Source organism: Ornithinimicrobium cryptoxanthini (genome assembly GCF_023923205.1).
GTDB lineage: Bacteria > Actinomycetota > Actinomycetes > Actinomycetales > Dermatophilaceae > Ornithinicoccus > Ornithinicoccus cryptoxanthini.
This window is the reverse complement of sequence record NZ_CP099490.1, coordinates 218731-234111: the sequence shown is the minus strand read 5'-3', so window position 1 is coordinate 234111 and position 15381 is coordinate 218731. Positions and strand designations below refer to the sequence as shown.

Below are 15381 nucleotides of genomic sequence, written 5' to 3'. Positions count from 1 at the left end.
GCCACATGCCTCAGCCCTGGGCCTGCTCCGGCCCTCCGGTCGGCACCTGCGCACCGCTGTGCACGGTGAACCGGCGACCGGTGATCGAGTCCGGTTCGATCCGCACGAAGTGCGGCTTCGCGCCGTCCTCCCAGGGGAAGACCGGCAGCTCGAGCGCCTCCAGGATGTCGTGCAGCTGCTGCACCTCGTGGGCGGTGCCGGACACCACGACGCTCCATGCCTGGTTGGTGGCCTCGTCATAGCCATCGACCTCGAAGGCCACCGGCTGACCGACCGCGTGGGCGAGCTTGGTCCCCTTGGCGGTCCGGAAGACGACGGACCCGTGGTGCACCGCGTGGTTGACCGGGAAGATGTCGGGCCGGTCGTCGACGATGACGGCGAGCCGTCCGAAGGACACCTCGCGCAACAGGGCAAGGCATGCAGCGCTGTCCAGCTGCTCTGTTCCTGGGTGGGTGCTCATGCTCCTAGCCTTCCCCCTTCGGCACGCGGGGGCAAGGGTCTGTGTGGCCCGTCACCCACGGACCCGGGGTCTGGCCCGACGAGCGCCGGGACCGTCGACGTCACTGGTAGGCGCCCACCGGGATCACGACGACGGGGCAGGAGGCCAGGCGGGCGACATACTCGCTGATGGAGCCGAGCGCGGCGCGTCGGATCGACTGCACGCCGTGGGCACCGAGCACCAGGATGTCCGCCCGGGCCGAGGCGCTGACCAGGACCTCCTCGGGTCGGCCCTGCACGACCTCGAACGCGATCGTGGGCAGGTCGTCCTGGCCGGCGAGGATCCGGGTCCGCACGTGCTCCTGGATCTGCTCGGCCTTCTCACGGGTGTCATCCTGGCTGTCCGCGCGCCAGGTCGTGATCACCTCGATGGGGCAGTCACGCCGGTGCGCCTCCTCGACGGCGAAGCGCAGCGCGTCGTGAGCCCGGTCCGACCCGTCCATGCCCACGACAATCAGGTTTTTCGCCATGCCGAGCTCCTCACTCCTGGTCCTTGGTCCCAGCCTGCCGTGTCCGGGCCGGAAGCGCACGTGACCATCGTCCCAGGGGGGTCAGAGCTCTCTCATCCTGGTCAGCAGAATGTGCTCGCCAGGCGGCAGAGGTGGGACTACTGGCCGGTGACCTTCTCGATCGACATCACCAGGATGACGCGGTCGGGAGCGTCGGGAGGGATCATGCCGTCGCCGCCATAGCGCCGGTGCAGGTGGTCATAGAACGAGCCGGTCGGGTCCGGGATGACCTCGATCAGCCGACCGCGGGCCTCGGCATAGTGGATCGGGGCGTCGGGGTCCATGACTGCGAGGGACATCGAGGGGTTGTGCCGCAGATTGCGATACTTCGCGCGCTTGGTCGTGTGGGTGAACCGCAGCGTGTCGCCGTCGAGCTCGAACCACATCGGGGAGACCTGGACCGTGTCGTCCGGGCGGATCGTGCCGAGGCTGCCGAAGTTGGGAGCCTCGAACAGGCGGCGGTGCTTGTCTGGGATCACAGTCACCCCACCATCGTCTCCCAGATGCGATTGGGCGCAACCGGAATGTGTCGGCCCGTGTCGCCCTAGCGGACCGCGCCAGATCACGACGCAGGCAGGCTGTATGTCGCCAGCCGGCTAGTGCTGCGGGTCCCGATCGCGCCGGGTCGCCACATAGAGCGCGGCCCGCGTGCGGCGCTCCAGACCCAGCTTGGCCAGGATGGCGGTGACGTAGTTCTTGACTGTCTTCTCGGCCAGCCCCAGTGCCTCCCCGATCTGCCTTTCGTCTGACCCTCGGCGATATGGTCCAGGATCCGCCGCTCCTGCGGGGTGAGCAGCCCCAGCTTGGGGTCGTGCGCCTCCTGCCGGGACCACGAGTCCCGCACCCGGCGAACCCGCGCCGGGTCGAGCAGGTTCTTCCCCGAGGCCACGGCCCGGATCGCCTCGACGAGTCCGTTGCCCTTGATGTCCTTGAGCAGATAACCCGAGGGGCGCTGCTCCCGGTGGCCGCGACGCTGCCGCTCGGTGGCGGGGTCGTGGTCTGGCTGGGTGTCCGTGCCGCGACAGCCACGTGAGTCCAGGGCCAGCATCTCGCACCGAGCCTCCCAAACACCCGCAGGAGGCGCACGCCCTCACATGCCGGGCTCAGGGTTGGCGATAGACCGCGTCCGGCACGTCGGTCACGAACATGTGCCCGGGGGCGTGCGTGATCGCGAACGGCGGCCGCGAGGCCATCAGTGCCGCTTGCGGGGTCACGCCGCAGGCCCAGAAGACGGGGACGTCGCCGTCCTCGAACTCGATCGGCTCGCCGAAGTCCGGCGTCCCCAGGTCGGCGATCCCCAGGCCAGCGGGGTCCCCCACGTGCACGGGCGCACCGTGCACCTGAGGCATCCGGCCGGTCACCTGCACTGCGGTCGGCACCATGGCGGCAGGCACGGGCCGCATCGAGACCACGAGCTCACCGGAGAGCCGACCGGCCGGGCGGCACGCCCTGTTGGTCCGGAACATCGCCACGTTGCGTCCCTGCTCGATATTGCGCACCGGGACGCCTGCGTCGAGCAGAGCGCGCTCGAAGCTGAACGAGCAGCCGATCAGGAAGGAGACGAGGTCCTCGCGCCACAGCCCCGAGATGTCCCGGAGCTCCTCCGCCAGCTGGCCGTCACGCCATACGCGATAGAGCGGCAGGTCGGTGCGCAGATCAGCACCGGGCGCCAGCTCGGTGTGCGGCGAGCCCGGCTCGGTCACGTCCAGCAGCGGCACCGGCTGCGGGTTACGCTGACCGAAGAGCAGCATGTCCCACGCCCAGTCTCGGGGCAGAATCACCAGGTTGGCCTGGGTGAAGCCGCTCGCGTGGCCACTCGTCGGCATGACGGCACCGCTGCGGTATGCCGCGCGCGCACCGGCCGGCGTGTCCGTCCCGTTCATCTGTGCCTCCTGGTCTCCCGGCTCCGAGTCCTTCCAAGTGTGCGAACTGTGGAAACGTCCGCTCGAATGTGCATGCGGATGGCTCCTGCACAGCCCGGGGTGGGTCAGGCCGACCGCTCCTTCTCCTGGAAGGCGACGAGGATCGCGCCCTCGGAGTCCGCGAGGTAGTCCTCCAAGAACTCGGCGCCCTCCTCGAAGCGTCCCTTGCTCATCAGCGTCAGGAGCTCATGGTTGCGCTTGACGAACGGCTGGTAGAGGTAGCGCGGGTTGTCGATGACCGCGAAGAGCAGCCGGAGCTCGGCCATGAGACGTCGCATCATGACGTCGAGCCGCGGACTGCCGGAGAGCGCGACGAGCGAGCGGTGGAAGTGCATATTCGCCGTGCCGGCGGCGGGCCAGTCGCGCCGGCGCCCGGCCTGGCGTGCCTCATCGACGGCAGCCTGGAGTGGACCGAGGCGGTGGATGTCGGGAGGGGTCAGCGACCGGACCACGCCAGGCTCGATGACGCCGCGCAGCCAGTAGACGTCGCGGACATCGGCGCTGGTCACAAGCGGCACGAAGACACCGCGGTTGAACTCGTGCACCAGCAGGCCGTCGTGGGCGAGAAGACGGAAGGCCTCGCGCACCGTGTTGCGGGAGACCTCCAGCTCGGCGGCCACCGCACTGTCGGACACCTTGGCCCCGGGCAGCAGCCTGCCCTCGGTGATCCACTCGTTGAGCTGGACGCTGACCGTCCGAGCAGCCGACCCTTGACCCATGCGCCCATTGTGACCCCAAGTAAAGAATTGTTCAACACTCTAGACAGATTGTTCAACAATCTGTACCTTCGTACTCCTACGGGCCCACCGGAGGACCCCCTGCACTGGAGAGATAGACATGGCGGAGCGACTCTCAGCAACAACGACGCAGGCCCCCAAGCCCACTGCGACCAGCAGGGGAACCCTCCTGGGCGCGATCTTCCTGATGGCCACCTCTTCCATCGGGCCCGGCTTCATCACCCAGACCGCGACTTTCACAGTCCAGCTGGGCGCCGCCTTCGCCTTCGCGATCGTCGTCTCGATCCTGGTCGACATCGCGGTCCAGACGAACGTCTGGCGCGTCATCGGTGTCTCCGGCCTGCGGGCTCAGGAGCTCGGCAACGCGAGCCTGCCCGGACTGGGCTACTTCATGGCCGGACTGCTGCTCGTGGGCGGCCTGGTCTTCAACATCGGCAACGTCTCTGGCGCGGGCCTGGGCATGAACATCATGCTCGACATCGACCCCAAGGTCGGCGCGGTCGTCCTGGCGCTCCTCGCACTCGGCATCTTCCTGTCCAAGAAGGCCGGCCTCGCGATGGACCGGGTCGTGGTCCTCCTCGGCGCCCTGATGATCCTGCTGACGCTGTATGTGGCGGTCACCTCCGGCCCGCCCGTCGGCGCCGCCCTGAAGAACTCCGTGATCCCTGACGAGTTCAGCGCGCTCGCGATCACCACGCTGATCGGTGGCACGATCGGCGGCTACATCATCTATGCCGGCGCGCACCGCCTGCTCGACGCCGGCGTCAGCGGGCCGAGCCGGGTCCGGGAGCTGACCAACAGCGCCGTCCTCGGCATCCTGGTCACCGGCGTGATGCGCGTGATCCTGTTCCTGGCGATCCTGGGCGTCGTCCACGCGGGCACCGCCCTGGACCCGGACAACCTGGCGGCCTCGGCCTTCGAGGCCGCGGCCGGCAACTTCGGCTACCGGCTGTTCGGCGTGGTCTTCGCCGCCGCAGCGCTCACCAGCGTCATCGGCTGCTCCTACACCACAGTCACGTTCTTGACCTCGAGCAAGAAGACGACCCCTCGGCTGACCGGCTTCCTGGTCGCCGGGTTCATCCTGCTGTCCCTCGTGCTCTATCTGCTGATCGGCACCGCTCCGCAGACGCTGCTGGTCTTCGCCGGCGCCTTCAACGGCATCCTGCTCCCCGTCGGCATCGGCGTCATCATGTGGGTAGCCTGGCGGCGACGCGACCTGCTCAACGGCTACGACTACCCCAAGTGGCTCGCCGCGCTCGGCACGGCGGCCTGGGTGCTGACGATCTATCTCGCGATCAACTCGATCCAGCCCGCGATCGACCTGATCACCGGTTGATGAGGTGAAGCCATGACTGTTGACCTGAACTCCGACCTCGGCGAGGGCCACGGCAGTTGGGCGATGGGTGATGACGACACCTTGCTGTCCATCGTCACCAGCGCCAACGTCGCCTGTGGCTTCCACGCCGGAGACCCCTCGATCATGCGACACGTCACGGCCCAGGCCGTGGCCAACGGCGTGGCCATCGGGGCGCACGTGGCCTACCGAGACCTCACCGGTTTCGGCCGCCGCTTCATCGACGTCGACGCCCCCACGCTGCGGGACGAGGTGACCTACCAGATGGGCGCCCTGGATGCCATCACCCGGCAGGCTGGCGGGCGGGTGACCTACGTCAAGCCGCACGGCGGCCTCTACAACGCCATCGTCCACCACGAGGAGCAGGCCAGGGCCGTGGTTGCTGCCGTGGCGGCCTACGACCGGTCGTTGGTGCTGATGGGACTGCCGGGCTCGGTGGTCCTCCACCTCGCCGAGAAGGAGGGTCTGCAGGTCGCCCACGAGGCGTTCGCCGACCGGGCCTACACCCCCGAGGGCACCCTCGTCTCCCGCAAGGAGCCCGGTGCGGTGCTGCACGACGCCGCGCAGATCGCCCAGCGGTGCATCGCGATGGCTACGGGCGAGCCGATCAAGGACATCAACGGCGACCCGCTGACTCTGACGCCGGACTCGATCTGCGTGCACGGCGACACCCCCGGGGCCGTCGAGATCGCCCGACAGGTGCGCTCCGCCCTGGAGCAGGCCGGCATCGAGCTGGCGCCGTTCGCGCGGGCCAAGCCGGACACCGCACGGGACGCCTAGGCCCATGCGCATCCGGCCGAGCGGATCCTATGGCCTGCTCCTCGAGTTCGACTCCCTCGAGGAGGTGCTGGCGCAGTATGCCGCGCTGCAGGAGACCGAGCTGCCTGTCCTGGACCTGGTCCCGGCCGGGCGCACGATCCTGGCCATCGCCGACCGCCAGACCGACCTGTCCACACTGGCCGGGCTGCTGTCGGCCGTGACTCCCGGTGAGCACGCAGGTCACCAGGGCGCAGCGGTCGAGGTCCCGGTGCGCTATGACGGGGAGGACCTGGCCGACGCCGCGGACCTGCTGGGCTGCTCACCGCAGGACCTGGTGCGCCGGCACCAGGAGGAGGAGTGGACGGTGGCGTTCTGCGGGTTCGCGCCCGGTTTCGGTTATCTGGCGGGCAGCAGGTTCGAGTGGGAGGTGCCCCGGCGCTCGACCCCCCGCACCAAGGTGCCGGCCGGCGCCCTCGCGCTGGCGGGTGAGTTCACCGGGGTCTATCCGCGGGAGTCGCCGGGCGGGTGGCAGCTGATCGGCCACGCCCTGGTCAACATCTTCGACCTCGACCGCGACCCGCCGGCGCTGCTCGTGCCCGGCGCAGCAGTCCGCTTCGTGGAGCAGTCATGACGTCGGGTCCGTTCACCCTGCGGGGCCTGCGGGTGCTCGCGCCCGGCCCGCTGACCACGGTGCAGGACTTCGGTCGCACGGGGCAGGCCTCGCTGGGCATCGGTCGCTCCGGCGCCTGCGACCGTGGTGCGCACCGGCTCGCCAACGCACTGGTGGGCAACCACCCGACTCTGGCCACCCTCGAGGTCACCCTCGGCGGGCTGACGCTCGAGGCGATCAGCGACGTCGTGGTGGCGACGTCCGGGGCCCGGTGTGCGGGAGCGCCCCACCTGGCACCGTTCCGGCTGGCCGCGGGCGAGCAGCTGCAGCTGGGCACCCCGGCTGCAGGGCTGCGCACCTATCTCGCGGTCCGCGGCGGCATCGACGTGGACCCGGTCCTCGGCTCGCGGGCGACCGACCTGCTTGCCGGCCTCGGCCCCAAAGTGCTCGAGCGCGGGGACGTGCTCCCTGTCGGCTCCACCCCCCGGCCGCTGCCCGGCGTCGATGTTGCGCCCGTGCCGGAGCCCGCCCACGAGCGGATGACCGTGCGGGTGGCTGCCGGCCCACGGCGCGACTGGTTCGACGATGATGCCTGGGTCCTGTTCACCTCTCAGACCTACTCCGTCACCAGCCAGTCCAACCGGGTCGGGGTGCGCCTCGAGGGCGAGGCACTCCACCGGGCCCGCGAGGGTGAGCTGGTCAGCGAGGGCATGCTGCGCGGGGCCGTCCAGGTCCCGCCCTCCGGGCTGCCCGTGCTCTTCCTCGCTGACCACCCGGTGACCGGCGGCTATCCGGTGGTCGCCTACGTCGACGACCAGGACGTGGACCGCTGCGCGCAGCTGCGTCCGGGCCAGGAGCTGCGCTTCAGCGCCCGTTGACGGCGCCTGCGCCCAGGTCCTGCACGATCGACCGCTCGTGGTCCGTGACGGTCAGGTGCGCCAGGGCCCCGTTGACCAGCGGCAGGTGCGGTGGCACATGACCGCACTCGACGTCGAAGACGATCGGGATGTCGAGGTCCTCCAGGGCATCGAGCACGGCGTCGCGCTGGGTGAACGCCCCCGACGCCGGCGCGTTGGTGCGCCCGATCAGGATCGCGTTGGCATGCTCGAACCACCCCGCCAGCCGCATCCCGTGCAGCGCCCGGCAGATCTCGAAAGCCGCACCCTCCGCGGCCTCGAGATAGATGATCAACCCGTCCTCGGCATACGTCCTCCCAAAGTGCGGCACGTCGCCAAAGGGGGTGCCGGTGAGGGCGCCGATGACCTCGATGCAGCCACCGACCAACCGGCCGGAGAGCTCGAGCTCGTCGCCGTCGGCCACCTCCCAGGCCCCCCTGCCCTCCAGGACGTATGCCGTGGGGCTGGGATCCGCTGCCCAGTCGTCGAAGGCGCCGGTCCGGAAGACCCCGCTCTGCCGTTGGGCGAGCGGGCCCTGGGCCGCAGCGACCTCGGTCCAGTGCAGCAGCCCGTCAGCCGCGGCATAGGGCGTGTCCATCAGGTTGGCGCCGTGCAGCGTGGCCCAGCCGGTGCGCAGGGTCAGCGGGAGCATCAGCGTGCTCAGGTCGCTGTAACCGACCAGCCACGTGGGCTCGGCCTGCCCGATCGCGTCCCAGTCGAGCAGGTCGAGCACGTCGATGGCGGTCTCGCCGCCCCACGGTGGCACGACGGCCCGGACCGTCGGGTCGGTCAGCATCCGTTGGAGCTCGTCCGCGCGCTCGACCGCTGGGGCACTGACGTGTGAGCCGTCGCCGTCCATGCAGTCGCCCACCACAACCTCGAAGCCGCGCTCGTGCAGCCACCGGGTCGCACACTCCAGCCGGGGCCAGAGGTCTTTCGGCACACCGCTCGACGGGCTCGTGACGCCGATGCGGTCACCGGGGCTCAGGGGCTGGGGAAAGCGGATCATGGCGCCATCCAAACCCAGTCGGTGCCTCCGCGCCACCCTACGGGATCACCTGGGCGCAATGGCTGCTGCCACGTCCGTGTGTGGGAAGTCGTCACCCACGAAGAGGAGCGGTTCCCCGGTGACGACCGACAGGGCATAACTGAAGACGTCCCCGAAGTTCAGTGCGGCACCAGAGTGGTTGCCGCGGCCATAGCGCCGGTAGGCCTGCCTGGCCACGGCTCCATGCTGCGCGGTCACCGGGACGATCTCGATGCCCAGAAGCTCGATCAACTGGTTGAGCCGCTCGCCGTGCGCCGCGGATCGCTGGTCTGCCACGATCCCCACCTCTAACCAGGTGGCAGCAGACATGCGACATGGCGCCGCGGCGACCGCGCGGGTCAGTTCTTCGGCGCCCGGCTCACCCTGGAGGATCGCCATCAGTGCAGACGAGTCGACGATCACCGGGGCATCCCCGCGCGATCGTCATAGAGGTCCTCGACGCGGTGGATCACACGGTCCCGGATCCCGGGATCGTGGGAGTACTCCGCCGCGATGACGCGCACAGCATCAATGGTCCTGGACACCGCGGCGGCCTCGGGGTCAGCGCCTCGCTCCTGCAGCAGGCGCTCAAGAGCTTCCTCGATCACCGCCGTCTGGCTCTTGCCGGTCAGCCGGGCGGCCTCACGAGCCAGGTCGTGGACCCGTTGGTTCTTGATGTTGAGCCCCATGGGTAGATTATACCTTTTTCAGAAGGCACCCTTCTACCCTTGTGGACAGCCGACGAAATGTTCGAACACGCTCACCCGAACGGCGGCGTGAACCGCCCGTCGATCGCGGTCCAGCCACCATCAACCAGGAGCTGGCTGCCGGTCACGAAGCTCGCAGCATCCCCAGCCAGATAGACCACCGCTCCGACCAGCTCCTCCGGCCGGGCCCAGCGACCGAGGGCGCTCTTGTCGGCATACGCCCGCCCCCACGCCTCGTCCGCCCGGATCTGCTCGGTCAGCGGCGTCTCGACGACGCCGGGGGCGACCGCGTTGACCCGCACTCCCTGGGGCCCGAGCTCCGCCGCCAGTGCGCGCAGGAGCTGGACCAGGCCAGCCTTCGTGGCGGCATACACCCCCTGGCCCGGCTCCACGGTCAGCGCCCGGATCGAGCTCAGCGCGATGATCGAGCCGCTCCCCCGCGCGACCATCCCGGGCGCGAAGGCGCGGACCGCGTTGAACGTGCCGCGCAGGTTCAGACCGACCACCCGCTCAAACTCGTCTGCCGTGTAGTCCAGGACCGGTTTGCGCACGTTGGTGGCCGCCGTGAGCACCAGGACGTCCACCTCGCCCAGGCCCGCCGCGACGGTGGCCAGACCGTCCGCGTCCAGCACGTCCGCGCGGGCCGAGTCCGCCGGGGAGTATGCCGAGGCGCGGGCGGCCGCGGCCCGCGCCACCTCCTCGTTCGCGTCCAGGCAGGTCAGCCGCGCCCCCTGGGCGGCCAGGCCCTCCACGATCTCGGCGCCGATCCCACCGCAGCCGATCACCACCGCGTGCTTGCCGTCGAGTCGGAACATGGTGCTGTAGTCCACACCGCCGACCCTAGCGTTCGGGCCTCACGCACCAACCGCCATACTGCGGAAGGGCAACCACGGAGAGGGACCCGATGCGAGCAGTGAGGTTCGACGCCTTCGGCGAGCTGCCGTATGTCGCAGACGTCCCGCTCCCGCAAGTTCCGGACGGCGGGGTGGTCGTCGAGGTGAAGGCGACGGGACTGTGCCGCTCGGACTGGCACGGCTGGGCGGGGCACGACACGGACATCACCTCGCTGCCGCACACGCCGGGGCACGAGTTCGCCGGCCTGGTCCAGGCGGTCGGCACGGGGGTCGAGCGGGTGGCCGTCGGGCAACGGGTGACCTTCCCGTTCGCCCTCGGCTGCGGGGAGTGCGCTTCCTGCAGGGCCGGCGCCTCCCACGTGTGCCCCCACCAGTGGCAGCCGGGGGTCAACGGCCCGGGCTCCTTCGCGCAGTTCGTGGCACTGCCCAGGGCGGACTTCAACGTAGTGGTGCTGCCGGATGCGGTGACCTTCGCCGTCGCCGCGGGCCTGGGGTGCCGGTTCGCGACGGCATACCGCGCGGTCGTGGACGTGGGTCGGGTGCAGACAGGAGAGTCGGTCGCGGTGCTCGGCTGCGGCGGGGTGGGGCTGTCGGCCGTGCTCGTCGCCGTGTCGCGGGGCGCCCGGGTGATCGCCACCGACATCGACCCTGCCGCGCTCACCCTGGCTGCCGACCTCGGCGCGACCACGCTGGACGCCTCCGCGGGAGACGCTGCCGAGCAGATCCGCGGGCTGAGCGGTGGCGGTGTGGACGTGGCCATCGACGCTCTCGGCAGTGTGGGGACCGCCCGGGCGGCGACCCAGGCCCTGACCGTGCGCGGGCGGCACGTGCAGGTCGGGCTGCTGCCTCCGGTCGTGGTCGACGGACGGGCCACGGTGCCGATGCACACCGTGATCGCCCGGGAGCTCCAGGTCCTGGGCAGCCACGGGATGCCGGTGGCCGACTATCCCCGGCTGCTGGCCGAGATCGCGGACGGCCGGCTCGCTCCGGAGAAGCTGCTCGGGCGCACGATCGGCCTGGAGGACGCGCCCGCGGCACTGGCCGCGATGGACACCCGGCCGTCGGCAGGCGTCACGATCATCGAGCCCTGAGCCGCAAGCCCTGAGCATCGGGCCCTGGGCCCTGAGCTCTGAGCTCTGAGCTCTGAGCCTCAGTCGAAGACGACCGTGCGGCGTCCCCGCAGGACGACGCGGTGCTCGGCGTGCCAGCGCACCGCCCGCGCGAGCGCCATCGCCTCGAGCTCCTGCCCGACGGAGGCCAGCTGGCCCGGCGTCATCCGGTGGTCGACGCGGCGGAAGTCCTGCTCGATGATCGGGCCCTCGTCCAGGTCGGCCGTCACATAGTGCGCGGTCGCACCGATGACCTTCACGCCGCGATCGTGCGCCTGGGTGTAGGGCTTGGCACCCTTGAAGCTCGGCAGCAGCGAGTGGTGGATGTTGATGATGCGCCCGGGGAACTGCGCGCACAGACCCGTGGACAGCACCTGCATGTAGCGGGCCAGCACGATGGTGTCGATCGCGTGCTCAGCGACCAGCTCACGCAACCGCTCCTCCGCCCCCGGCTTGCTCTCCGAGGTGACCGGCACGTGGTGGAACGGGATGCCGTGCCACTCGGCCAGGGCGCGGAAGTCCTCGTGGTTGGAGACGATGACCGGGATCTCGACGTTCATCAGGCCGGTGCGGGTGCGGAAGAGCAGGTCGTTGAGGACGTGGCCCTGCCGGCTGACCATCACCAGGATCCGGTGCTGCTGCGAGCGGTCCTTCAGCCCCCACTGCATCCCGAACTCCTGCACGGTCGGGGCCAGCGCGGCCTCCAGCTCGACCCGCGCCAGAGGCTCGCCCTCCCGCCGCAGGTGCATCCGCAGGTGGAACTCGCCGGTGCTGGGGTCGCCGAACTGCTGGCTGTCGATGATGGTCAGCTGCTGCTGCATCATGACGCCGGCCACAGCATGGACCACGCCGCGCCGGTCCTGGCACGACACGGTCAGCACGAACTCCCGGCCGGGTTCCACCCTCGGTTGCTGCACTTCAGTCACGGAGCGGGAGTCTACGTCGGGCGGCGGGCGGCCAGCTCCGTGGTGCTCGGCGACAGAGCGCGGACAGAACGCGGGCAGAGCCGCGGCCCGCCTCGGAGGTCATCCTCCGGGACGGGCCGCCTGCGCTTTGCGAACTCGACAATCAGCTCGTCAGAGTGCCGATGAAGTCGGGGTTGGCCTCGAGCCACGCCTCGATGGCCTCGGCTTCCTGACCCCCGCCATACTCATTGACGACCGTGTCCTCCAAGGACCCGTAGGCGTCGTCGTCCAGCGTGAAGTTGCCAAACATCTCCGCGACCTCGGGGAACTCCTCGCTGAAGCCGGCGGTGGCGATCGCATTGAGCGTCTCCGGCTCGCCGAGAGCACCCTCGGGGTCCTCCAGGTCCTTGACCGGGAACTCGCTGTTGGCCCAGAACGGACGCCACAGCGTGACGACGATGTCCTCCTGATTGTCGATCGCGGAGCCCAGCTCGGTCAGCATCGCTGTCGTCGACGACTCGACCAGGGTGTAGTCATCGAGGCCGTAGGTCGGCATCACCGACTCCTTGGTGGCCTTGGTCAGACCGGCGCCGGGCTCGATCCCGATGATCTCGCCGCCAAACATGTCGACGTTGTCCGCGAGATCGGCAATGGAGCTGATCTCGGTGTATTCCGGCACGGCGAAGGTGAGCTTCGCGTTCTCGTAGTAGGCGCCGAGGTCCTCGAGCTGGTCGCCGTACTCCTCCATGTAGGACGCGTGCGTGACCTCGGGCCAGGCGGAGGGATAGATGTCGATGTCACCGTTGGCGACGCCGGTGTAGAGCAGGCCGGCATCGGCGATCTCGGTGATCTCGACCTCGTAGCCCTCGCCCTCGAGGACGTTCTTCCACAGGTATGCCGTGCTGAGACCGTCTGTCCACGACGGGATGATGCCCAGCGTGATGGTCCCTCCCTCACCGCCGCCGGCGGCCTCCTCGCCACCCGCGTCGGCGGACTCGTCCGTGTCGTCACCAGCCGAGTCGTCGGTGTCCTCTGCTGCGGTGTCGCCGGCGTTGGCGTCGTCCTCGGTGTCGCCACCGTCGGAGCCGCAGGCGGTCAGGGTCAGCGCGAGCAGGCCGGTGATGGCCCCGGTGCGCATGATCATCGAAGTGTGCTTCATGACGTTGTTCCTCCTTGTGGGAGTGTTGTCGGCCCTCTCGGCCGCGGGTGTTGCGGACTTGGGTCCGCCCTCGTGTCAGCCCAGCTCAGACCATCGCCTTTCGTCCCTCGAGATCAACGTCCTCGTCCGTGGCCGGCTCTGGCACGCTGCCGGCGTTGCGCCCGCGTCTGCGCAGGAGCGAGAAGCCCCCTCCGCCCACGGAGGCGGTGACGCGGTCCAGATAGATCGCGAGCACGACCACCGACAGACCGGCCTCGAAGCCGAGCCCGATGTTGAGCGTCATGATCGCCGAGACCACTGCACCGCCGAGGCCACCGGCTCCGACCAGGCCGGCGATCACGGCCATCGACAGCGCGAGCATGATGACCTGGTTGACGCCGGCCATGATCGTGGGCATGGCGAGGGGGAACTGGATGCCGCGCAGGATCTGTCGCGGCGTGCCGCCGAAGGCGTGACCAGCCTCCACGACCTCGGCGTCGACCTGGCGGATGCCCAGCTCGGTCAGTCGCACCCCTGGGGGCAGCGCGAAGATGACGGTGGCGATCAGGGCCCCGGGCACCCCGATGCTGAAGAGGGTGACCACCGGGACCAGCCACACAAAGGCAGGCATGGTCTGCATCAGGTCCATGACCGGCCGGATGGCTGCACTCAGCGGGTCCCACCGGGCGGCGGCGATGCCCAGCGGGATCGCCAGCACCAGTGCGACGACCGTGGCCACGACGACCAGCGCCAGCGTGACCATGGAGTTGTCCCACTGGTCCATGCCGATGACGGCACCGAGGCTCAGCAACGACCCCAGCCCCAGCTTCCAGTCGCGCGCGAGCCAGGCGAGCAGCGACAGCACGATCACCACGGCGAGCGCCGGCGGCCACGCCAGGAGGTCTGCCAGGCCTTCCACCGCGGTCTCGATGCCGTCCGCCAGAAGGTGGAAGAACTCGCGGAAGTTGGTCTTGACCCAGTCGAAGCCGGTGTCGATCCACTGACCGACGGGGATGCGGGGGATGCCCGACTCGACGGTGTCCATGGTCTGCAGCATCATGAGTGCCCCCCTCCTGCCGGGGCGGCTGCGGCGAACGCCTGGCCACCACCGACCGCCTGGATGTCGGCGTCGGCGACCTTCTGCCCGCCGACACTGGCAAGCGCACTGAGCATGGTGACTCGCGGGATGACTCCCACCAGCCTGGTGCCTTCCATGACCGCCAGGGCGTCTGGGCTCACCGCCGAGGCGGCAAACAGGTCGGCGAGCGCCACGTCGGGCGCCACCGTGACGACCGGCTCGACGAGGCCGGTCAGGTCATCCTGCTGCCGCTCCACCGCGCGAGCCACGTCGTCCTCGCGCACGACACCCAGGAGTGAGTAGCTGCGGTCCACGACCATCAGGTGCGAGACCTGGTGCTCGCGCATCAGGCGGTGCGCTGTGCGTGGTCCCTGCTCGGAGCCGAGCACCGCCACGGGCGGTTCCATCACCGACGACGCGGTCAGCACCCTGGTCCGGTCGACATCCTGGACGAACTGCGCGACATAGTCGTTGGCCGGGTCGTTGAGGATCTGCTCCGCCGTCCCGATCTGCACGATCCGTCCGTCGCGCATCATCGCGATCCGGTCGCCGAGGCGCATCGCCTCGTTGAGGTCGTGGGTGATGAACAGGATCGTCTTGTCCAGCCGCTGCTGCAGCTCGATGAGCTGGTCCTGCATCTCGCGACGGATGAGGGGGTCGAGCGCGCTGAACGCCTCGTCCATCAGGAGCACCTCGGTGCCAGCGGCCAGCGCCCGTGCCAGTCCGACACGCTGGCGCATGCCTCCGGAGAGCTCTCCGGGCAGCGAACCGCCCCACCCGCCCAGACCGACCATCTCCAGCGCCTTCTCGGCCTGTGCCTGCCGATCGGATCGGTTCATCCCCTGCAGCGTCAGGCCATAGGCGGCGTTCTCACCGACAGTGCGGTGCGGCAGGAGCGCGAAGTGCTGGAAGACCATGCTGATCTGCTCGCGGCGCAGCTTGCGCAGGCCCCTGTCGTCGAGGTCCTGGACACTGTGACCAGCCACCTCGAGGTGGCCCGCCGTCGGCGTCAACAGCCCGTTGACCATCCTGATCAGGGTCGACTTGCCCGACCCGGACAGGCCCATGACGACGAAGATCTCTCCCGCGTCCACCTCGAACGAGGCGTCGATCACGGCCGCGGTCACGCCCTCGCGGTGCAGCTCCTCCCGCGCCGTCCCGGCACGCAGCCGTTCCACGGCTCGTTCTGGTCGCCGACCGAACACCTTATAGGCATGCTCCGCCTTGATGACTGGCACCGTGATGAGCTCCTCAGGTCCTGACATCAACCGTGCGCTG

20 protein-coding genes are annotated in these 15381 nt (G+C 69.6%); 6 read left to right on the top strand and 14 right to left on the bottom strand.

The features are described 5' to 3' along the window. Positions 1–10: 10 nt before the first annotated feature. The 4 genes from NF557_RS01080 to NF557_RS01065 form a co-directional block, all read right to left on the bottom strand. Positions 11–460, bottom strand: a complete 450-nt coding sequence (locus NF557_RS01080) for a pyridoxamine 5'-phosphate oxidase family protein (protein WP_252621261.1) — start codon at positions 458–460, stop codon at positions 11–13. Positions 461–560: 100 nt separating this feature from the next. After that, complete coding sequence (locus NF557_RS01075) at positions 561–968, bottom strand: universal stress protein (RefSeq protein WP_252621260.1); 408 nt, start codon at positions 966–968, stop codon at positions 561–563. A 137-nt stretch (positions 969–1105) separates the two neighbouring features. Further along, positions 1106–1492 (bottom strand): PPOX class F420-dependent oxidoreductase, encoded by a 387-nt coding sequence (locus NF557_RS01070; protein ID WP_252621259.1) that lies wholly within the window; start codon positions 1490–1492, stop codon positions 1106–1108. Between the two features lie 111 nt (positions 1493–1603). Beyond that, positions 1604–1840 carry a LuxR C-terminal-related transcriptional regulator gene (locus tag NF557_RS01065; protein WP_252621258.1) on the bottom strand — a complete coding sequence of 79 codons (237 nt, stop codon included), beginning with the start codon at positions 1838–1840 and terminating at the stop codon, positions 1604–1606. Between NF557_RS01065 and NF557_RS01060 the strand changes: the two genes are divergently transcribed. Beyond that, positions 1819–2040 carry a hypothetical protein gene (locus tag NF557_RS01060; RefSeq protein WP_252621257.1) on the top strand — a complete coding sequence of 74 codons (222 nt, stop codon included), beginning with the start codon at positions 1819–1821 and terminating at the stop codon, positions 2038–2040. The genes NF557_RS01065 and NF557_RS01060 overlap by 22 nt on opposite strands. Before the next feature lie 70 nt (positions 2041–2110). Here the strand turns inward: NF557_RS01060 and NF557_RS01055 are convergent, their stop codons facing one another. After that, positions 2111–2890, bottom strand: coding sequence for a putative hydro-lyase (locus NF557_RS01055; protein ID WP_252621256.1), 780 nt, complete (start codon positions 2888–2890; stop codon positions 2111–2113). Positions 2891–2994: 104 nt separating this feature from the next. Continuing rightward, positions 2995–3648, bottom strand: a complete 654-nt coding sequence (locus NF557_RS01050; RefSeq protein ID WP_252621255.1) for a GntR family transcriptional regulator — start codon at positions 3646–3648, stop codon at positions 2995–2997. A 118-nt stretch (positions 3649–3766) separates the two neighbouring features. Between NF557_RS01050 and NF557_RS01045 the strand changes: the two genes are divergently transcribed. From NF557_RS01045 to NF557_RS01030, 4 genes are read left to right on the top strand one after another with little or no spacing between them, the layout of a single operon-like run. Further along, positions 3767–5002 carry an NRAMP family divalent metal transporter gene (locus NF557_RS01045; RefSeq protein WP_370584128.1) on the top strand — a complete coding sequence of 412 codons (1236 nt, stop codon included), beginning with the start codon at positions 3767–3769 and terminating at the stop codon, positions 5000–5002. Between the two features lie 12 nt (positions 5003–5014). Then, a complete protein-coding gene (locus NF557_RS01040) occupies positions 5015–5800 on the top strand; it encodes a LamB/YcsF family protein (RefSeq protein ID WP_252621254.1) in 786 nt (261 codons plus the stop codon). 4 nt (positions 5801–5804) lie between these two features. Continuing rightward, entirely contained in the window at positions 5805–6410 is a 606-nt protein-coding gene (locus NF557_RS01035) for a 5-oxoprolinase subunit B family protein (RefSeq protein WP_252621253.1), read from the top strand. Further along, positions 6407–7267 (top strand): 5-oxoprolinase subunit C family protein, encoded by an 861-nt coding sequence (locus NF557_RS01030; RefSeq protein WP_252621252.1) that lies wholly within the window; start codon positions 6407–6409, stop codon positions 7265–7267. Before NF557_RS01035 ends, NF557_RS01030 begins: the two co-directional genes overlap by 4 nt. Here the strand turns inward: NF557_RS01030 and NF557_RS01025 are convergent. The 4 genes from NF557_RS01025 to NF557_RS01010 form a co-directional block, all read right to left on the bottom strand. Further along, the gene (locus NF557_RS01025) at positions 7254–8294 is read right to left on the bottom strand and encodes a S66 family peptidase (RefSeq protein ID WP_252621251.1); all 1041 of its coding nucleotides are present in this window, start codon (positions 8292–8294) and stop codon (positions 7254–7256) included. The genes NF557_RS01030 and NF557_RS01025 overlap by 14 nt on opposite strands. Before the next feature lie 45 nt (positions 8295–8339). After that, a complete protein-coding gene (locus NF557_RS01020) occupies positions 8340–8711 on the bottom strand; it encodes a type II toxin-antitoxin system VapC family toxin (protein WP_252621250.1) in 372 nt (123 codons plus the stop codon). Positions 8712–8731: 20 nt separating this feature from the next. Continuing rightward, complete coding sequence (locus NF557_RS01015; protein WP_252621249.1) at positions 8732–9001, bottom strand: type II toxin-antitoxin system VapB family antitoxin; 270 nt, start codon at positions 8999–9001, stop codon at positions 8732–8734. A 71-nt stretch (positions 9002–9072) separates the two neighbouring features. Next, complete coding sequence (locus NF557_RS01010) at positions 9073–9849, bottom strand: SDR family NAD(P)-dependent oxidoreductase (RefSeq protein WP_252621248.1); 777 nt, start codon at positions 9847–9849, stop codon at positions 9073–9075. A 74-nt stretch (positions 9850–9923) separates the two neighbouring features. Here NF557_RS01010 and NF557_RS01005 point away from each other — a divergent pair, with 74 nt between their 5' ends. Beyond that, complete coding sequence (locus tag NF557_RS01005; protein WP_252621247.1) at positions 9924–10964, top strand: alcohol dehydrogenase catalytic domain-containing protein; 1041 nt, start codon at positions 9924–9926, stop codon at positions 10962–10964. 59 nt (positions 10965–11023) lie between these two features. Here the strand turns inward: NF557_RS01005 and purU are convergent, their stop codons facing one another. The 4 genes from purU to NF557_RS00985 all read right to left on the bottom strand — a co-directional run bounded on the left by purU (position 11024) and on the right by NF557_RS00985 (position 15368). After that, a complete protein-coding gene (gene purU, locus NF557_RS01000) occupies positions 11024–11908 on the bottom strand; it encodes a formyltetrahydrofolate deformylase (RefSeq protein ID WP_252621246.1) in 885 nt (294 codons plus the stop codon). Positions 11909–12050: 142 nt separating this feature from the next. Continuing rightward, on the bottom strand, positions 12051–13046 hold the full coding sequence (locus tag NF557_RS00995) for a glycine betaine ABC transporter substrate-binding protein (RefSeq protein ID WP_252621245.1): 996 nt from the start codon (positions 13044–13046) through the stop codon (positions 12051–12053). A gap of 85 nt (positions 13047–13131) precedes the next feature. Continuing rightward, positions 13132–14085, bottom strand: a complete 954-nt coding sequence (locus NF557_RS00990) for an ABC transporter permease (protein ID WP_306254790.1) — start codon at positions 14083–14085, stop codon at positions 13132–13134. Next, positions 14082–15368 carry a quaternary amine ABC transporter ATP-binding protein gene (locus tag NF557_RS00985; RefSeq protein ID WP_252621244.1) on the bottom strand — a complete coding sequence of 429 codons (1287 nt, stop codon included), beginning with the start codon at positions 15366–15368 and terminating at the stop codon, positions 14082–14084. Before NF557_RS00985 ends, NF557_RS00990 begins: the two co-directional genes overlap by 4 nt. Positions 15369–15381: the final 13 nt, after the last annotated feature.